The following is a 17,985-nucleotide window of genomic DNA, read 5'->3' as shown; positions in this document are numbered from 1 at the left end:
CACAGCTCAACGGCATCTTTCCAGCCTGTTCAACGGTTCTATGGCCTGTATCCGGACACCGGTCCACGGTGCGGACGATTACCAGCCATCAGGCTGATTTCTCTCCATAGAAGGTGATCTGCATGTGGTTCTCCCCCTCAGTTCGGTTATCTCGCGGTTTGCTGTCGTCCGCCGCCCTCGCCACCGTGACCGCCGTCGGCCTCGCCGCCGCACCGATGGCGGCCGCGCAACCGCCGACGCTGCCCGGCGTCAGCGTGGTCGGTATCGACACCGGTTCGGCGGGCCTCGGCGCGGCGGGTGTGCTCGCTCCCGGCAGCGCCGGGAGCGATGCGGTGGGCACTGAACTCGGCCTCGGCACGGGCAGCGCCACACCGCTCGGCTCGGGCAGCGGCACGGCGGCCGGCGCACTCGGCACCGGTAGCGCTGACGCACTGGGCAGCGGCGGTGCGGCAGGCACCGAACTGGGCCTCGGCACCGGAAGCGCGGGTGCGCTCGGCACCGGGACCGGCAGTACGGACGCGGGAACCGGTGGGGTGCTCGGCGCGGGAACAGACGCACTCGGCACCGGTTCCGCGGTGGGCACTGGCAGCGCCGAAACACTGGGTGCGGGTAGCGCATTGGGTGCGGACACACTCGGCAGCGGATCGGCACTCGGGGCTGGGAGCGCCGACGCACTCGGCACCGGTTCCGCGCTGGGCACCGGAAGTGCCGATGCACTCGCGACCGGTTCCGCGCTGGGTACCGGCAGTGCGTTGGGCGCCGGGAGCGCCGCCGACCTGCTGGCGACCGGGAGTTCGGCCGCGGGCCTCGGCGCACTCGCGGCCTTGCTCGACACCGGAAGCGCGGTGGGCGCCGGTGGCGCGGCACTCGGCCTCGGAGCGCTGCTCGGCACCGGAAGCACGGCCGGTGGCCTCGGAATCAGCAGCAGCTTGGGAACCTTGGCCCTGCTGCTCGGCACCGGCAGCGCCGGTGTCGGCAGCGCGGCAGTTGGCAGCGCGGCAGTCGGCAGCGCGGCAGTCGGCAGCGCGGCAGTCGGCAGCGCCGCAGTCGGCAGCGCCGCAGTCGGCAGCGCGGCGCTGGGCGCGGGCGCAGCGCTGGGCGCGGGCGCAGCGCTGGGCGCGGGCGCAGCGCTGGGCGCGGGTTCCTCGCTGACTCCCGCGGCACCAGGCCAGGGCGGGCCCACTGCCCCGACGGCACCAGGGACTCGGGGCGGTCCGGGCACCCCGGACAGCGACGGCTCGGGCGACTCGACAGCACCGAAGAACGGCGGGTCGAGCGACTCGGCGGCACCGAACAGCAGCGGCGGTTCGTCAGCGCACAGCGGCTCGCCACAGGCCAGTGGTCCGGCCGGTGACAATTCGTCGACGAACTCGACAGCGGCGGGCGGATACGCCGCACCCTCCGGCGCACCGGAGACCGGTTCCGGCGGGCGCTTGACCGACGATCGGTTGATGCTGGCGGGTTTCGGTGTTCTGGCCCTGCTCGGCGCGGCCGTCGCCGTGCGGGGGAATCAGCGGTCCGCGCGGCGGAGCCGGGCGTGACCGATCGGCCGAAGCGGCGTTCGCGGATCGCGTTGTCCCGCGGGATGGCGCTGGTGCTGGTCGGGGTGGCGGCGGTGTTGTTCACCGCCGCCGTCACCCAGACTCCCCGCCGCGCCGACCCGCCGCCCGTCGCCGCGGAGACCACGCTGCCCGGTGCGGTTCGCGCGGCCACACCGCTGAACCGCTCGGCACCGACCCGGCTCGAGATTCCGCGGATCGGCCTCGATACGAGCCCACAGCGCAGCGGCACCACCGCGACCGGAGCACTCGCCGCGCCCTCGGATTTCGAGCACGCGTCCTGGTTCGAACCGGGTCCGAGCCCCGGCGAAGCGGGCTCCGCAGTCGTTCTCGGGCACGTGGATTCGACCGGCGGACCCGCGGTCTTCTTCCGGCTCGGCGAGCTGACCGCCGGTGACGATGTGCGGGTGACCCGGCGCGACGGCAGTACCGCCCGCTACGTCGTCGACCGCACCGAGACCGTGGACAAAGACCTGTTCCCCACCGACCGGGTGTTCGCCGACGACGGCACCGCCCGCCTCCGGCTCATCACCTGCGGCGGCGCGTTCGACCCCGCCCACCGACGCTATCTGGCCAATGTCATCGTCTCCGCGACCCTCGTCGCCACCACCGGGCCGACAGCCGCCCTCGACGACGCGGTGAGCAGCGACCGCTGACTCGAATGCGCCTCAGGTGACGATGCGCACCGCGTACGGCATGATTCCGGCGGTGCGGACCGGCGAGATCTTCACGACGTCACCGGATTCGGGCGCCTCGATCATCGTGCCGTTGCCCAGATAGAGGGCAACGTGGGCGCTGCCGCCGGGGCCCCAGAACAGCATGTCGCCACGTTCACGATCTGCGACGTCCACGCGGGTGCCGGCGTTGTACTGGTAGCCGCTGTAGTGCGGCAGCGAGACGCCGATCCCGGCGAAGGCGTAGAGCATCAGGCCCGAGCAGTCGAAGCCGACCTTGTTGTAGTCGCCGTGCCGGTCGGCGACGCCGCCGTCGCGGATGCCGAGGGTCGGGCCGTCCTCGTCACCGCCGCCCCAGGCGTAGGTGACACCCAGTTGCGACATCGCCCGGTCGATCACCGTCTCGATCGCCGCGGAGCCGGTGACCTGCGGGGTGGTCGGCCTCGGCTTGGTCTTGCGTGGTGAGGCGGGCGTGGATTCCAGATCGGTGTGCGGACGCTGGCCCTCGCCCAGCTGGGCGGCGCGATCGCGGGCGGCCTGATCGGCGGCGGCGCGGGCGGCGGCGGCATTGGCGGCGGCCAGCAGCGCGGTCAGCTCGGCCTGGCGCTGGTCGTCCCAGGTCAGGAAGATCTCGCGCTGGCTCTGCAGCCCGGCCACGGTCGAGCGCGCCACGTCGAGGGCGGACTGGGCGGCGGCGCGGTCGCGCTGCAGGGTGTCGCGGGCGGTGGCCTGGGTGTCGAATTCGGCGCGGGCGACCTCGACCGCGCTCTGGGCGGCGTTCTTCCGCTGTTCGGCCGCGCCCGCGGCGGTGTCGGCGTCGGCCTTGGCCTGGCGGGCGGCCGAGTTCTGATTGGCCTGGGCGATCTGGGCGCGCCGCAGGCCGTCGAGGACCTGGCGCTGATTCTTCGAGACCAGGCTCAGCACCTGCGCGCGGTCCATCGCGGCGTCGGGTGTCGAGGAGGCGAGGTAGGTGACGACCGAGCTGGTGGCGGGACGCACGTAGGCCTGGGTGGCGAGCTGATCGAAATCCGCCCGCGCCGCATCGACTTTCGTGCCCGCGTCGGTGAGCTGGGCCTGACTGTCGGCCACCGCGGCCGCGGCGGCGTCGGCGGCGTCGCGGGCGGTCTGCAGATCGACCAGCGCCTGGTTGACCGCCTCGCGTTTGACCGCGAGCGCGTCGTCGAGGGCCTGCAACTGCTGATCGGCCGCGGCGACCCGGTTGATCAGCACCCCGATCTCGCCCACCCGCGCGTCGACTTCCGCACCCGCGCCGACGATCTCGGCATCGGACGGATTGGGGGGAGGTGGTGGCACCGCCGCGACCGGTCCCGCGCTCACCAGCACCGCCAGCGCCGCCAGCAAACCGATCGCTATCCGTAATAGACCTGGCTCGTCCTGCCTGCCCGCACCGCGCACGGCACCTCCGAGTGACTCGACTCGTCCTACGCCACCGGCGCACCAGCCGACTCATCGACCACAGGAGTCGTCCAATGCCCCCTGAACCACTGCTTTCACGATCGCGAACATCGCCACCGTACGACACATACTTCACAAAGGAAACATCTGCCACGGGAACATCGGGCGGCGATTCGCCGATTGCCCAGAATTAGCCTGACGAGCAACAGGTTTTCCCTGCTAAGAACAGACCAGTGGTCTGGAAATGTGACTGGAGTGAAACCAGTTAGCGGGTGGAGCCCGCATCGGTGCGCGCGGGGACCCCGGCGTCGTCCGGCCCGCGACGAGCCTTCACGATGTACAGCCCGGCGATCGCCAGGGCGGTGAGGGCCAGCAGGACACCGGTGATCACGCCCCAGGAGACGCCCTCGGGCTGCTCGAGCCGGTCGACGAAGGCCTGCACGGCCTCTTCGGGGTGGTTGCCCCGGTACTTGGCCACATCCTCGGCCCACTCGAGGCGCACCCGGCTGATGCTGTCGCTGTGCGTGCCGATCCAGTCGTCGCTGACCACCGCGATCGTGCCCTGGGTGGTGTTACCCAGCTCGGTGGCCAGGTCGCGTAGGCTCGAATCGTGGCCGGGATTGCCGGGGACGACGACGACGCTGAGCGGAATGCCCTCGGCGCGCGCCTGGGCGACGATCGCGGCCAGTTCTTCCTGGTCCTTGCCCTTGGGTGCGGCGACGCCGTTGTCGGCCAGATCGGACCGAACGCTGCTCAACTCGATGTTCGGCGGCAGTTCCGCGGCCATCGGGGCGAAGGTGTAGAAGACGGTCATCATCCATCCGGTCTGTCGAGCCACGTTCGCCTACGTCGCGACGGGCATCCAACACTGCCAAGGTGAGCGTCACTGCGTCTATCCCCGACCCGCTCGACAGGCACAGTACGCGACGCCGTGCCCGGACACCGCCACACGGCGCCCCGAACCGGCCCCGCGTATTTCATAGGACAAGCGTACTGTTAGGCTCGTACGGCGAGGAAACCGGCGCTCACGGCGCCGGATCCCCTCCGAAGACGCGAGCCACCGGCACAGCCCCGCCGGTGGCACACCCTCACACATGAGTGGAGCTGACGTGACGAAGATTGATACCTTCGGCGCCAAAGGCACGCTCGAGGTCGGAAGCAACTCCTACGAGATCTTCCGTCTCTCGGCTGTTCCCGGCACCGAGAAGCTGCCCTACGCCCTGAAGGTGCTTGCGGAGAACCTGCTGCGCACCGAGGACGGCGCCAACATCACCGCCGATCACATCCGCGCGATCGCGAACTGGGATCCCTCGGCGCAGCCGAGCGTCGAGATCCAGTTCACCCCCGCGCGCGTGATCATGCAGGACTTCACCGGCGTGCCCTGCATCGTCGACCTCGCCACCATGCGTGAGGCCGTCACCACTCTCGGTGGCGACCCGAGCAAGGTGAACCCGCTGTCCCCCGCCGACATGGTCATCGACCACTCGGTGATCCTGGACGTCTTCGGCCGCGCGGACGCGCTGGAGCGCAACGTCGACCTCGAGTACGAGCGCAACGGCGAGCGTTACCAGTTCCTGCGCTGGGGCCAGGGCGCCTTCGACGACTTCAAGGTCGTCCCCCCGGGCATGGGCATCGTCCACCAGGTCAACATCGAGTACCTGGCGCCCACCGTCATGGTCCGCAACGGCCAGGCCTACCCCGACACCTGTGTCGGCACCGACTCGCACACCACCATGGTCAACGGCCTGGGCGTGCTGGGCTGGGGCGTCGGCGGCATCGAGGCCGAGGCCGCGATGCTGGGTCAGCCGGTCTCCATGCTGATCCCGCGCGTGGTGGGCTTCAAGCTCAGCGGCGAGATCAAGCCGGGCGTGACCGCCACCGACGTGGTGCTCACCGTCACCGACATGCTGCGCAAGCACGGCGTGGTCGGCAAGTTCGTCGAGTTCTACGGTGCCGGCGTGGCCGAGGTGCCGCTGGCCAACCGCGCGACCCTGGGCAACATGAGCCCCGAGTTCGGTTCCACCGCGGCGATCTTCCCGATCGACGGCGAGACCATCAACTACCTGCGCCTGACCGGCCGCACCGACGAGCAGCTCGCGCTCGTCGAGGCGTACGCCAAGGAACAGGGCATGTGGCACGACGCCGACAAGGAGCCGGAGTACTCCGAGTACCTCGAGCTCGACCTGGGCACCGTCGTCCCCTCGATCGCCGGTCCGAAGCGCCCGCAGGACCGCATCCTGCTGAGCGAGTCGAAGATCGCGTTCCGCAAGGACATCTACAACTACACCGACGACGCGGTCGCCACCCCGCACACCCAGCTCGACGAGGCGATCGAGGAGTCCTTCCCCGCGTCGGATCCCGCCGAGCTGTCCTTCGCCGACGACGGCGCGATCGACGTGACCTCGGCCGCCAACGGCTCCGAGGGCCGTCCGTCCAAGCCGGTGCGGGTCAAGTCCGAGCGCGGTGAGTTCGTGCTCGATCACGGCGCCGTCGTGGTCGCGGGCATCACCTCCTGCACCAACACCTCCAACCCGTCGGTCATGCTCGGCGCCGCGCTGCTCGCGCGCAACGCCGTCGAGAAGGGCCTGTCGTCCAAGCCGTGGGTGAAGACCAACATGGCGCCGGGTTCGCAGGTCGTCACCGACTACTACGAGAAGGCGGGCCTGTGGCCCTACCTCGAGAAGCTCGGCTTCTACGTGGGTGGCTACGGCTGCACCACCTGCATCGGCAACACCGGTCCGCTGCCCGAGGAGATCTCGGCCGCGATCAACGACAACGATCTCTCGGTCACCGCGGTGCTCTCGGGCAACCGTAACTTCGAGGGTCGCATCTCCCCCGACGTGAAGATGAACTACCTGGCCTCGCCGCCGCTGGTCATCGCCTACGCGCTCGCGGGCACGATGGACTTCGACTTCGAGACCGACTCCCTCGGCAAGGACACCGACGGCAACGACGTGTTCCTGAAGGACATCTGGCCCTCGGCCCAGGAGATCGACGACACCATCAAGTCGGCGATCAGCCAGGACATGTTCCGCAAGTCCTACGCCACCGTCTTCGCCGGTGACGAGCGCTGGCAGGGCCTGAACACCCCCGAGGGCGACACCTTCGAGTGGGACGAGAACTCGACCTACGTCCGCAAGGCGCCGTACTTCGACGGCATGCAGATGGAGCCGTCGCCGGTCTCCGACATCAAGGGCGCGCGCGTGCTGGCGCTGCTGGGCGACTCGGTCACCACCGACCACATCTCCCCGGCCGGTCCGATCAAGCCGGGCACCCCGGCCGCGCAGTACCTGGATTCCCACGGTGTGGAGCGCAAGGACTACAACTCGCTGGGCTCGCGTCGTGGTAACCACGAGGTGATGATCCGCGGCACCTTCGCCAACATCCGGCTGCGCAACCAGCTGCTCGACGACGTCTCGGGTGGTTACACCCGCGACTTCACCCAGCCCGGTGGCCCGCAGGCGTTCATCTACGACGCCTCGCAGAACTACCAGGCCGCGGGCATCCCGCTGGTCGTGCTCGGTGGCAAGGAATACGGTTCGGGCTCCTCGCGTGACTGGGCCGCCAAGGGCACCAGCCTGCTCGGCGTCAAGGCCGTCATCACCGAGTCGTTCGAGCGCATCCACCGCTCCAACCTCATCGGCATGGGCGTCGTCCCGCTGCAGTTCCCGGTGGGCGAGTCGGCGCTGACCCTGGGCCTGACGGGCACCGAGACCTTCGACATCGAGGGCATCACCGCCCTCAACGAGGGTGTCACCCCGAAGACCCTCAAGGTCACCGCGACCAAGGAAGACGGCGAGAAGGTCATCTTCGACGCGGTCGTGCGCATCGACACCCCCGGTGAGGCGGACTACTACCGCAACGGCGGCATCCTGCAGTACGTGCTCCGGAACATGATCCGCGGCTGATTGCCCGTCCGAGGTGGCGCGACATCCGATGATGCCGCGCCGCAATGGCATCCCTCGTGGATGCCACATAGTGCGACAGCCCCCGTCTCGGTTCGCCGGGGCGGGGGCCCGCGTATTCGCCAGCTGGAGGACTCATGCCCAAGGTCAGCGACGACCACCTCGCCGCCCGGCGCAGCCAGATCCTCGACGGTGCTCGGCGGTGCTTCGCCGAATACGGCTACGACGGCGCCACCGTGCGCCGTCTGGAAGAAGCGATCGGCCTCTCGCGCGGCGCCATCTTCCATCACTTCCGGGACAAGGACGCCCTGTTCCTCGCCCTGGCCAAGGACGACGCCGAACGAATGGCCGAGGTCGCGGCCACGCAGGGCATCGTGCAGGTGATGCGCGACATGCTCGCGCGCCCAGAGGAATTCAACTGGCTCGGCACCCGGCTCGAGATCGCCCGCCGGGTCCGCACCGATCCCGACTTCCGCGCGAGCTGGACCCAGCGCTCGGCCGAGCTCACCGCGGCCACCCTGGCCCGCCTCGAGCGCCGCAAGGCCGCGGGCGCCCTGCGTGACGACGTGCCCACCGACGTCCTGCTCGGCTACCTCGACCTGGTGCTCGACGGCCTGATCGCCCGCATCGCCTCCGGTCACACCGACGACAATCTCTCTGCCGTGCTCGACCTGGTCGAGGCCTCGGTCCGCCGGCGCGACTGACGGCCCGAGAACCGCTCCGCCGCAGCCCTTTCGGGTAGGGTGAGAGGTGTCCGTCAGCCGCGAGTTCGTCCTCGATCTCACCCGCAGAGCCGCCCGTGATCAGGGCATGCGCACCTACTGGACCTCCTGGATCCTGCTGCTGGCGCTGTGGCAGGCGTGCCGCCGTGACGCGCTGAGCCTGCCCGCCGCGGCCCGTCACGACGCACAGCGCAGCGAACTGGCCGACGAACTCGGCGAACTCCGTGACATGGTGTGGCGCGCGGGGATCGATCCCGATCGGGCCGCCGAGACGGCCGCGGCGACCTGGCGTGCCGACCACTCCGCACCGTGCCACGAGGACGAACCGCGCCTACGCCCGCACACGCAGGCCACCCTGGTCTTGGGCCGCATGCACGAGCGGGCCGCGGCCGATCCCCGCGCCACGGGCGGCGACGGCGAGCCCGATCCCCGTGCCGTCCACCTGTTCCTGGGCCTGCTCGACCACCCCGACGGCACCGTCGGCACGTTCCTGCGCGAGCTCGGCACCGATGTCGTCACGGCCAGGGAGGCTGCGGCCGTGCCGGGCGACGAGTGGGCACTGGGCGAGGTGGTCGACGAGCGCTACGAGGTCACCGCGATCATCACCGCGGGCGGGATGGGCGTGGTCTACCGGGTCCACCACCGCGATTGGGGCGTCGATCTCGCGGTGAAGGCACCGCGCGGGGAGCATTTCGCCGACCCGTCGGTGCTGCCGATGTTCGAGGCCGAGGCCCGTGCCTGGCTCGAACTCGGCGAGCACCCGAATGTCGTGGCCTGCCGCTATGTGTCGCGGTATCGCGGACTGCCGCGGGTGATGGCCGAGTGGGTGCCCGGCGGCAGTCTCGCCGACGCGATCGAGGACCGCAGGCTCTACGCGCAGGGCCGGTCGACCGCGCTCGCCCGGATTCTCGACATCGCGATCCAGAGCGCGTGGGGCCTCGATCACGTGCACCGGTGCGGTCTCGTACACCAAGACGTCAAGCCGGGCAATATCTTGCTCGCGTCCGAGCCCGACGGCCGCACGCTCGCCAAGATCACCGACATCGGCCTGGCCAGGGCGTGGACGGTGGGCGTGCCCCGGCAGGTCGAGGCCCTGCGCCGGGCGGTGGATCTGGCCGGGACCGTCGCCGCCGGATACGCCGGATTCACCCCGGCCTTCTGCTCCCCCGAGCAGTACGCCTGGTCCACCGGAACCCGGCAGCTGCTCGACCGCTCCACCGATGTGTGGTCGTGGGCGGCGACGGTCCTGGCGATGTTCCACGGCCACCGCCCCTCGACGCTCGGCACCGAGGCGCCCCACCTGCTGGGCCTGCTCGTCGACGGCACCGGCCCGGCACCGCGTCCCGCACAGGATGTCCCCCCGCTGCCGCCGGAGATAGCCGAGGTGCTCGCACAGTGCCTGCAGCCGTACGCCTCTCGGCCGCACGACATGAACGCCGTCGCCGACCGGCTGATCGCCGCCCACCGTCGGCTCTTCGGTGTGGACCATCCGCGCAGGCGCCCGGCCGCGCCCGAGCGGCGTCCGGTCGAGGCCGTGGTCAACGAGGCGCTGTCGTGGCTGGAGCTCGGCGAGCTCGGTACCGCTCGCGCGCTCCTGACCGCCGCGGTCGAGCAGGACCCCACCCACCCCTACGCGGTCTACCATCGTCTCCGGCTGGACTGGAAGACCGGCGCGATCACCGACCTCCAGATGCGGGCGGGTGTGCTGGACGCGCAGCGCTCGGATCCGCTCGACCCGGTGTACGAGCTGCTCCTCGGCGCGGTCGCGCTGGAACGGTGCGACGGCGGCGGGTCGCGCAGGCACCTCGACCTGCTCTCCTGGCAGCTGCCCCACGATCCGATGGCCCAGCGCCTGCTGGCCACGGCCCATCACCGCCAGGTCCACGGCACGGCGTCCACCGAACGGATCGGCGCACCCATCGGGCGCCTCGATGCCGACGGAGGTGTCCACCTTCTCGCGGACGCACCCGCGACGCCACCGCGTTCCGCCGGAACCGATCCGGCATCGCCGATCGTCGCGACGAGTGCCGACGGCGCGCTGGCCGTGGTCGGCACGGCCGCGGGCGCGGTGTTCCTCGCCGAGGTGTCCACCGGCCGGGTTCTGCGCACCCTCGTCACCGGGGGCCCGCCGGTGACCCACGCCGTCCTGGCCGACCGGGAAACGAAGGTCGTGGTCGCGACACAGAACGGCACGGTGAGCACGTTCTACGTCTCCCGGCGCGTCGAGGCGCCACTGCTGCTGCCACCGCCGGGGTGGCGGCACCGGCACCGGGCCGTGCGCGCCGCCGTCGACCTGACCCGGCAGCTCCTCGACGCCGGGAAACTGCCCGAGGCACGCGCCTGCCTGCGCGCGGCAGACCAGCTGCCGACCGCGCAGCGCCACCCCGCGCTGGTCCGGTTGCGGCGCGAGGTCCTCGGCCACCGGCGCGGGGAATTCCAGGCGCTGTGGCCCCGGCCGCTGGGCATCCGGTCGTGCGAACGGATCCACCTCGCCGCCGACGGCGCCCGGGTCGCGGTGCTCGCTCCCCGGGACTTCGACGGGGTCACCACGCCGGGCTGGTGGTGGATCGACACGATCACCCGGACGATGACCCCGGCCGACGAGCCGGTGCCCGGCGTCGCGCGGCTGGCCGACGGGTCCCGGCTGGACGTCGACCCGAACGGTCAGCTGACCAGGACGACGGCGGAGGGGCAACCACACCCGGTCGGTGTGGACGGCGTGGACCGGGTGCAGGTCAGCGCGGACGGGCGCACCGCCTTGCTCACCGGACACGACGGCTCCCAGCGCGTCTGGTATCCGGACCAGGAGCGGACCGGTGCGGCCCTGCCACCCGGTCCGGTCACCGCGGCCGCGCTCGCGGCCGACGGCACCTTCGCGCTCGTATACCGCAGCGGACTGAAACTGTTCGACCTGTCCACCGGCGAACTGTCCGACGGCACGTACCGTTCCTTCACCGGCCTGGCCGAGATCCAGCTGTCCGCCGACGGTCGCACCGCGGTCACCCGCGAACCCACCGCTGTCACCGTCTGGGAGCTGCTCTGGGACTGATCCGCCGTCGGCAGGATCAGGTTTCCCACTCCCGCAGGAGTTCTCGTGCGATGCGGTCCAGGGCCGCGCGGTCGGCGGGGGCCAGGACCGACAGCATGGCCGTCTCGTTCTCGGTGTGTGCCACCACCACCGTGTCGACGAGCTCGCGCCCCTGCTCGGTGAGTGCCACCCGGACCGCGCGCCGGTCCGCGCGATCGGCGATCCGGCGGACCAGGCCCGCCGCCTCCAGCCGGTCGATCCGCCCGGTCATCCCCGCCCGCGACAGCATCAGGGTGTCGGCGAGCACCGAGGGGTTGAGTTCGAAGGGCTCCCCCGAACGGCGAAGTGCCGCAAGCACATCGAACTCCCCGCGCTGCAATCCGTGCGCCGTGAACACCTTTTCGATGCGGGCGGTGGCCACGCCCATCAACCGGCCCAGCCTGCCGAAGACCGCCATCGCCGTCAGGTCGAGTTCGGGCCGTTCCCGGCGCCACTGCGCCGCGATCGCATCCACCGCGTCCGGGGTCGGTTCATCCATGGACAGGATTCTATTCGATGGGATATAGTTCGATAGCGAATTATCAACCGACGAACGGAATGGCCATGACGAACACCCGCGACATCGCCCTCTGCCGGCCGCAGGACGCCGAGACCCTCGGCACCGACTCCGTGCGGATGCGCCTGCTCATCGACGCCGATGCCAGCGCCGGGGCCGTCAGCACGCTCGAGGTCACCATGAACCAGGGCGCCGACGGGGCCGCGCCGCACTACCACACCCGATCCGACGAGCTGTTCTACGTCGCCGACGGCGAACTGCAGGTCATGGCGGGTGACGAGATCCTGACCGTGGGCGCGGGCGGCTCGCTGGTGGTGCCGCGGCAGATGCCGCACGCCTTCGGCGCCACCCCCGACAGCGGCGCGCGCATTCTCATCGCGCTGATGCCGGGCGTGCAGCGCTTCGAGTACTTCCGCCTGCTCGACCGGCTGCTGCGCGGCGAGGGCACGCACGACGAATTCGTCGCCGCCCAGGAGGAATTCGACAATCACTTCGTCGACGCGCCCGCGTGGTGGGCCGAGCGCACCGCCCACCGCGCCTGAGCTGGGGCCATACCGGACCGGCGGCACTGTGGCCGAGATTGCACCCGCCTCGGGAACAAGTGCCGCGAAGACCTCGGTTATACACCGTATGACGTTCTCCGTACCGGTCCTCGTCCGCGGCTACGAGCTCGACACCCAGGGCCACCTCAACCACGCCGTCTACCACCAGTACGGCGAGCACGCCCGCTGGGAGCTGATGCGCGCGGCGGACATCCCGCAGGACAAGTTCATCGCCAGCGGCATCGGCGCGGTGGTGCTCGAGTCGACGATCAAGTACCGGCGCGAGCTGCGCGGCGGCGACGAGGTCACCGTGACCTGCGAGTTCGACTGGCAGGAGGGCGAGAAGGTGTTCCGCTTCCACCACCGGATCATCAAGCTCGACGGCACCGTCGCCGCGGAGATCACCGTGGTGGCAGGCGCGATGGATCTGCGAACCCGCAAGCTCGTCCCCGAACCGGCCGAGCACTTCCGCAACCTCGCCGAGAATCCCGAACTGCTCGGCCTCTGACTCCGACGCCACGGCGCGGCAGGAATCATCCGGCAACCGTCCGGTGATACCGGCCGCGCCGTCGTCATTCCGGTTTGCTGATCGATTGCCCAGGCGACGGGGCGATCTCGCGCCGAGTTGTCCGAAATTCTCTCCCCACAAGGGGATCACGCGCCGCTCGGCGGTTTGCCCGGGGCTCTGCAAATCTCGCGAACCGGCTCGGCGGCGCACGCGATCACGCTATGATCCGAAGCACCTTCAGGGGTTCTGGCAAATCGCGAGCAGACGAGAAGATCGGAGTGAGTGCCCATGACCGACGCCATCCACCTCCCCGCTACCGCGTCGTCCCGGAGTCGGGGACCCGCCTTGCGCGGACTGCTGGTGGCCGAGTCGGACCGCGACATCTCGGTCCGGGTCGACGGCGGTACCTGGACCTTCGATCGTCGCGATGTCGTGCGGCTCACCGCCGATCACGGCGGGGCCGACCAGCGGGAGGTACAGGTCGACATCCGGCCCGGCGCCACCGCCGATTTCACCCGCAGGATGCGCGTGGAGCTGGTCGACCGGCCGATCACACTGGCGCAGGAACCGTCCGAGGCGCTCGGTGACGACCTGCTGGCCAAGGCCACCCGCGGCTGGGCGGCCAAGTTGCGAATCGCCGAACGAGGCGGCGTCACCGGGGCCACGTTCACGTTCCGCGACGGCATCAACTGCGACAGCCTCGACTGAAGCGGCCGACGGGCATGGAACGCGCGACCGACGCCGTACTCGTCATCTCCGAGACCGACGACCTACACGCCGATGCGATGGCCGCCACCCTCAGAGAACAGCACGGACTCGATCCGATCCGGCTCGATCTGCGCGACTTCCCCACCGAGACAGGCAGTTTCCGGCTCGACAAGGCGGGCACCAACCGCGCCATGTCCCATGTCCACGGGCTCGACGACGTGCGCGCGGTCTGGTGGCGCCGCCCGCATCCGTGCCGGGTGCCCAGCGGCGTGCGCGCCGCCGACGACGAATTCCGCCAGGCCGAGTGCGACGGGTTCATCCAGGGCATGCTCTGGTCGATCCCGGCGTACTGGGTCAACGATCCGGCCGCCGAACGCACCGCGGCGCGCAAGATCGTGCAGCTCGAGACCGCCCAGCGCGCCGGGTTCACCATCCCGGAAACACTGATCACCAACGACCCGGACGAGGCCCGCAGTTTCGTCGAATCCCGTTCCGGCCCAGTGGTGTACAAGCGCACCGGGACCGGCCGCGGCGAGTTCTCCGAGACCAGGATCATCACCCGCCCGGAACTGGGCAGGCTCGTCTCCATCCGGTCGACGCCGACCACGTTCCAGGACTACGTCGAGGCCAGCTGCGATCTGCGGGTGGTGTGGGTCGACGGCGTCGAGTGGACGGTGCGGATCGACTCCCAGGCCGGGGTTGGCCGGGTCGATTCCCGGCTCGACACCTCGGTGGCGTTCGCGCCCGACCGGCTGCCCGCCTCGGTCAGCAAGTCACTGGCCACCCTGATGGGCGCGCTCGGACTGAGCTTCGGCGTCGTCGACCTGCGCCTCGGCACCGACGGGGAGTACTACTTCCTCGAGGTGAATCCGCAGGGGCAGTTCGCCTACCTGGAGATCAAGACGGGTCTACCCCTGTTCACCAGCCTGGCGAACCTGCTGGTCCGCGGGGACGGAGCAGTGTCGGGCTGGTGAGAACCCGCGGCACCAGCCGCCGAGAAACTCAGTCGGCTGGATTCTTGCGCCGGTTGGCGCCACCGCGCCCGCGCAGTTCGACGTGTGATTCGACCAGCACATTGTGGATGAAGCCGTACGAGCGGCCGGTGGACCTGGCCAGGGAGCGAATGCTCGCGCCCGCCTCGTACTGCTTCTTCAACTGGGTCTGCAGCCGGTCACGGGACTTGCCCGTGACCCGGGTGCCCTTTCCCAGCGCGGCCTTGCCGATCGTCGATTTACCCTTGGCCGACCTAGCGGCCTGTCTGGCACTGTCGCTCATGGCTTCCTCCGAGTCGCCGAGCAGCTCATTCCAGGCTAGACACTCCGCACCCGGTGATCAACGGGGAACAGTGATCGAAATCACCCCGACACAGCGAGTTCCCTCGCGACACACCGGATCAGGCCGAGATCACCACAGGATTCAGGCGAGATCGATCAATTCCGCGTACTCCGAGGACCAGTGGTCCTCGGTGCCGTCGGGCAGCAGGATGACCCGCTCCGGGTTCAGTGCCTCGGCCGCGCCCGGGTCGTGGGTCACCAGAACCACCGCGCCGGCGTAGGTGCGCAGCGCGTCGAGGACCTGCTCGCGCGAGATCGGGTCGAGGTTGTTGGTCGGCTCGTCGAGCAGCAGCACGTTCGCCGACGACGACACCAGCCCCGCCAGCGCGAGCCGGGTCTTCTCACCACCGGACAGCGTGCCCGCGGGCTGCTCGAGCTGCGGGCCGGTGAACATGAAGGCGCCGAGCAGGCTGCGCAGCTCCTGCTCCCCCGCGTCCGGAGACGCGTGCCGGATGTTCTCCCAGACCGTGGCCTGGTCGTCGAGGGTGTCGTGTTCCTGGGCGAAGTAGCCGACCTTGAGGCCGCGGCCCTGCTCGACCCCGCCCGCGGTCGGCGTCTCGACCCCGGCGAGCAGTTTGAGCATGGTCGTCTTGCCCGCGCCGTTGAGTCCGAGGACGACCACACGGCTGCCCTTGTCGACGGCGAAGTTGACGCCGGTGAAGATCTCGAGCGAACCGTAGAGCTTGGTGAGGTCCTTGACCATGAGCGGTGTCCGGCTGCACGGCGCGGGCTCGGGGAAGCGGATGCGGGCCACCTTGTCGGCCACGCGCACGTCGTCGAGTTCGGACATCAGGCGCTCGGCGCGACGCACCATCTGGTGTGCCGCAGCGGCTTTGGTGGCCTTGGCGCCGAGCTTGGCGGCCTGCTGACGCAGCGCGCCCGCCTTCTTCTCCGCGTTGGCGCGCTCGCGCACGCGACGCTGCTCGTCGGTGGCGCGGGCGTCGAGGTACTTCTTCCAGCCCATGTTGTAGACATCGGGCTCACCGCGCACGGCGTCGAGGAACCACACCTTGTTGACCACGGCGTCGAGCAGTTCCACATCGTGGCTGATCACGATCAGGCCGCCGTCGTGGTTCTGCAGGAAGCCGCGCAGCCAGGTGATGGAGTCGGCGTCGAGGTGGTTCGTCGGCTCGTCGAGCAGCAGGATGCGGTCCGAGCGCCCGCCACTGCCGTCGGAGGCCGAGAACAGGATGCGGGCGAGCTCGATCCGGCGGCGCTGACCGCCGGAAAGGGTGCGCAGCTGCTGGCCGAGGGCCCGGTCGGGCAGGCCGAGGCTGTTGCAGATGCGGGCGGCCTCGCTCTCGGCGACGTAACCGCCGAGGGAGGAGAACTGGTCCTCGAGGCGCCCGTACTTGCGGATCGCCTTCTCGCGTTCGTTCTCGTCGGCGACCTCGGCCATGCGCAGCTGCTGCTTCTCCATGTCCCGGATCAGCGTGTCGAGGCCGCGCGCGGACAGCACCCGGTCGCGGGCGATCACGTCGAGATCGCCCTCCTTGGGATCCTGCGGCAGATAGCCGATGTCGGTGGAGCGCACGATCTTTCCGGCATACGGCTCACCCTCGCCTGCCAGGATGCGCAGGGTGGTGGTCTTGCCCGCACCGTTGCGCCCGACCAGTCCGATCCGGTCGCCGGACTGCACCCGCAGCATCGGCCCCGGGGCCGAGAGCAGGGTGCGGACTCCGGCCCGGACCTCCAGGTCGGTCGCCGTGATCACAGTGCTTCTCCTCGTGTAAGTACCTCGATGGTCACCGCGCCGATCCATCGTGCACCGTCGGTGGCGGCAAGAACCACTTATTTTACCGTCGCCGCGTTTGCGGACCGAACCCGGCGCTGCCGGATGTGAGCGTGGTTACTCTCGTCGCATGACTACCGATCTACTCGGGCGGACCGCCCTCGTCACCGGCGCCAGCCGCGGCATCGGCCTGGCGACCGCCGCCGAACTGCTCCGCCGTGGCGCCAACGTCGTGATCACCGCCCGCAAACCCGAGCCGCTGGAAGCCGCCGCCGAGGAGTTGCGCGCCCTCGGGCACAAGGGGCAGGTGAGTGCGATCGCCGGTAACGCCGGTGATGCCGACGCCCGCGCCGAGGCCGTGAGCCGGGCGGTCACCGAGTTCGGTTCGCTCGACATCCTGATCAACAACACCGGCATCAACCCGGTGTACGGCTCGCTCATGGAGGCCGATCTGGGCGGGGTCAGCAAGATCTTCGACGTGAACGTGGTCGCCTCGCTGGGTTATGTCCAGCAGGCGTACAAGGCCTGGATGGCCGAGCACGGCGGCGCGATCGTCAACGTGGCCAGCGTGGCCGGCATCCGCTCCTCGGGCGTGATCTCCGCCTACGGCGCCTCCAAGGCCGCGCTCATCCGCCTCACCGAGGAACTGGCCTGGCAACTCGGCCCGAACATCCGCGTCAACGCGGTGGCCCCCGGCGTCGTGAAGACCAAGTTCGCCGACGCCCTCTACGCCGCCGACGAAGCCGCCGCCGCCAACCCCTACCCCCTCAAGCGCCTCGGCGTCCCCGAAGACGTGGCCCGCCTGATCGCCTTCCTCGTCTCCGACGAGTCCGCCTGGATCACCGGCGACTGCATCCGCGTCGACGGCGGCCTCCTCGCCACCGGCGGCATCTGACGACCTCGACCGAGCCGTTGGGCGGCAGCGACCCAACAGTCGCTGCCGCCCAACCTCTTTCGACTACCGAGCCGCGTCGATCGGCGTGATGCCCGGCTGCGCACCCGGCACGGCGCTGCCGGACTGGATGCCAGGAATGACAACAACTCCCGGCTGTTCATCCGGAGCACCGCACAACGGCTGCACGCCCGGGACCGTTTCGGACTGCTCACCCGAGTCGTCACACACCGGCTGCGCCTCCACGACCTGGATCATGGCGACCCCGGGCCGAGGCGGCGCCGCATTGGTGATGCCGGCGCACGCGAGAGCGCCTGCCGCCGGCACCACGGCGAGCACGAGAGCACGGCGTGTCCAGGACGCGCGCACACGGATGTTCATCTGGGACCCCCACTTATTTCGCTGAGAA

General features: G+C 70.1%; 16 protein-coding genes. 10 read left to right on the top strand and 6 right to left on the bottom strand.

What is annotated here, in order from left to right; translation table 11 throughout:
• Positions 1-158 precede the first annotated feature (158 nt).
• Positions 159-1,541: a beta strand repeat-containing protein gene (locus ACFVVM_RS02830; protein WP_387612354.1), complete on the top strand. Its 1,383-nt coding sequence runs from the start codon at positions 159-161 to the stop codon at positions 1,539-1,541.
• Positions 1,538-2,215 carry a class F sortase gene (locus ACFVVM_RS02825; RefSeq protein ID WP_387612352.1) on the top strand — a complete coding sequence of 226 codons (678 nt, stop codon included), beginning with the start codon at positions 1,538-1,540 and terminating at the stop codon, positions 2,213-2,215. Before ACFVVM_RS02830 ends, ACFVVM_RS02825 begins: the two co-directional genes overlap by 4 nt.
• 12 nt (positions 2,216-2,227) lie before the next feature.
• Here the strand turns inward: ACFVVM_RS02825 and ACFVVM_RS02820 are convergent, their stop codons facing one another.
• Positions 2,228-3,595, bottom strand: coding sequence for an NlpC/P60 family protein (locus tag ACFVVM_RS02820; RefSeq protein ID WP_387612350.1), 1,368 nt, complete (start codon positions 3,593-3,595; stop codon positions 2,228-2,230).
• Positions 3,596-3,914: 319 nt separating this feature from the next.
• Complete coding sequence (locus ACFVVM_RS02815; RefSeq protein WP_387612348.1) at positions 3,915-4,487, bottom strand: DUF6676 family protein; 573 nt, start codon at positions 4,485-4,487, stop codon at positions 3,915-3,917.
• Between the two features lie 271 nt (positions 4,488-4,758).
• On the opposite strand from ACFVVM_RS02815, the gene acnA reads away from it, so the two are divergent.
• The 3 genes from acnA (at position 4,759) to ACFVVM_RS02800 (ending at position 11,325) form a co-directional block, all read left to right on the top strand.
• Positions 4,759-7,557 (top strand): aconitate hydratase AcnA, encoded by a 2,799-nt coding sequence (acnA, locus tag ACFVVM_RS02810; RefSeq protein ID WP_387612346.1) that lies wholly within the window; start codon positions 4,759-4,761, stop codon positions 7,555-7,557.
• Between the two features lie 134 nt (positions 7,558-7,691).
• Complete coding sequence (locus ACFVVM_RS02805) at positions 7,692-8,258, top strand: helix-turn-helix domain-containing protein (protein ID WP_387612344.1); 567 nt, start codon at positions 7,692-7,694, stop codon at positions 8,256-8,258.
• 46 nt (positions 8,259-8,304) lie between these two features.
• Positions 8,305-11,325 (top strand): protein kinase, encoded by a 3,021-nt coding sequence (locus ACFVVM_RS02800; RefSeq protein WP_387612342.1) that lies wholly within the window; start codon positions 8,305-8,307, stop codon positions 11,323-11,325.
• 16 nt (positions 11,326-11,341) lie between these two features.
• Here ACFVVM_RS02800 and ACFVVM_RS02795 read toward each other — a convergent pair whose 3' ends face one another.
• The gene (locus ACFVVM_RS02795; RefSeq protein ID WP_387612341.1) at positions 11,342-11,842 is read right to left on the bottom strand and encodes a MarR family winged helix-turn-helix transcriptional regulator; all 501 of its coding nucleotides are present in this window, start codon (positions 11,840-11,842) and stop codon (positions 11,342-11,344) included.
• A 65-nt stretch (positions 11,843-11,907) separates the two neighbouring features.
• On the opposite strand from ACFVVM_RS02795, the gene ACFVVM_RS02790 reads away from it, so the two are divergent.
• The 4 genes from ACFVVM_RS02790 (at position 11,908) to ACFVVM_RS02775 (ending at position 14,592) form a co-directional block, all read left to right on the top strand.
• Positions 11,908-12,402: a cupin domain-containing protein gene (locus ACFVVM_RS02790; RefSeq protein ID WP_387612339.1), complete on the top strand. Its 495-nt coding sequence runs from the start codon at positions 11,908-11,910 to the stop codon at positions 12,400-12,402.
• Positions 12,403-12,490: 88 nt separating this feature from the next.
• Positions 12,491-12,910: an acyl-CoA thioesterase gene (locus tag ACFVVM_RS02785; RefSeq protein WP_387612337.1), complete on the top strand. Its 420-nt coding sequence runs from the start codon at positions 12,491-12,493 to the stop codon at positions 12,908-12,910.
• Positions 12,911-13,198: 288 nt separating this feature from the next.
• The gene (locus tag ACFVVM_RS02780; protein ID WP_387612335.1) at positions 13,199-13,618 is read left to right on the top strand and encodes a hypothetical protein; all 420 of its coding nucleotides are present in this window, start codon (positions 13,199-13,201) and stop codon (positions 13,616-13,618) included.
• Positions 13,619-13,632: 14 nt separating this feature from the next.
• The gene (locus ACFVVM_RS02775) at positions 13,633-14,592 is read left to right on the top strand and encodes an MvdC/MvdD family ATP grasp protein (RefSeq protein ID WP_387612333.1); all 960 of its coding nucleotides are present in this window, start codon (positions 13,633-13,635) and stop codon (positions 14,590-14,592) included.
• Positions 14,593-14,620: 28 nt separating this feature from the next.
• Here ACFVVM_RS02775 and ACFVVM_RS02770 read toward each other — a convergent pair whose 3' ends face one another.
• Positions 14,621-14,893: a helix-turn-helix domain-containing protein gene (locus ACFVVM_RS02770; RefSeq protein WP_071928851.1), complete on the bottom strand. Its 273-nt coding sequence runs from the start codon at positions 14,891-14,893 to the stop codon at positions 14,621-14,623.
• A gap of 141 nt (positions 14,894-15,034) precedes the next feature.
• Positions 15,035-16,666: an ABC-F family ATP-binding cassette domain-containing protein gene (locus ACFVVM_RS02765; RefSeq protein WP_387612331.1), complete on the bottom strand. Its 1,632-nt coding sequence runs from the start codon at positions 16,664-16,666 to the stop codon at positions 15,035-15,037.
• Between the two features lie 148 nt (positions 16,667-16,814).
• On the opposite strand from ACFVVM_RS02765, the gene ACFVVM_RS02760 reads away from it, so the two are divergent.
• On the top strand, positions 16,815-17,579 hold the full coding sequence (locus tag ACFVVM_RS02760) for an SDR family oxidoreductase (RefSeq protein ID WP_387612329.1): 765 nt from the start codon (positions 16,815-16,817) through the stop codon (positions 17,577-17,579).
• Positions 17,580-17,642: 63 nt separating this feature from the next.
• Here ACFVVM_RS02760 and ACFVVM_RS02755 read toward each other — a convergent pair whose 3' ends face one another.
• On the bottom strand, positions 17,643-17,957 hold the full coding sequence (locus ACFVVM_RS02755) for a hypothetical protein (protein ID WP_387612327.1): 315 nt from the start codon (positions 17,955-17,957) through the stop codon (positions 17,643-17,645).
• Between the last annotated feature and the right edge of the window lie 28 nt (positions 17,958-17,985).

Source organism: Nocardia sp. NPDC058176 (assembly GCF_042883805.1).
Taxonomy (GTDB): Bacteria; Actinomycetota; Actinomycetes; order Mycobacteriales; family Mycobacteriaceae; genus Nocardia.
This window is presented reverse-complemented; position numbering and strand designations above follow the sequence as displayed.

Coding starts and splice junctions, on each gene's coding strand:
- ACFVVM_RS02795 (WP_387612341.1), bottom strand. CDS start 11,842: ATGGATGAACCGACCCCGGACGCGGTGGATGCGATCGCGGCGCAGTGG.
- ACFVVM_RS02775 (WP_387612333.1), top strand. CDS start 13,633: ATGGAACGCGCGACCGACGCCGTACTCGTCATCTCCGAGACCGACGAC.
- ACFVVM_RS02790 (WP_387612339.1), top strand. CDS start 11,908: ATGACGAACACCCGCGACATCGCCCTCTGCCGGCCGCAGGACGCCGAG.
- ACFVVM_RS02785 (WP_387612337.1), top strand. CDS start 12,491: ATGACGTTCTCCGTACCGGTCCTCGTCCGCGGCTACGAGCTCGACACC.
- ACFVVM_RS02770 (WP_071928851.1), bottom strand. CDS start 14,893: ATGAGCGACAGTGCCAGACAGGCCGCTAGGTCGGCCAAGGGTAAATCG.
- ACFVVM_RS02780 (WP_387612335.1), top strand. CDS start 13,199: ATGACCGACGCCATCCACCTCCCCGCTACCGCGTCGTCCCGGAGTCGG.
- ACFVVM_RS02805 (WP_387612344.1), top strand. CDS start 7,692: ATGCCCAAGGTCAGCGACGACCACCTCGCCGCCCGGCGCAGCCAGATC.
- ACFVVM_RS02755 (WP_387612327.1), bottom strand. CDS start 17,957: ATGAACATCCGTGTGCGCGCGTCCTGGACACGCCGTGCTCTCGTGCTC.
- ACFVVM_RS02760 (WP_387612329.1), top strand. CDS start 16,815: ATGACTACCGATCTACTCGGGCGGACCGCCCTCGTCACCGGCGCCAGC.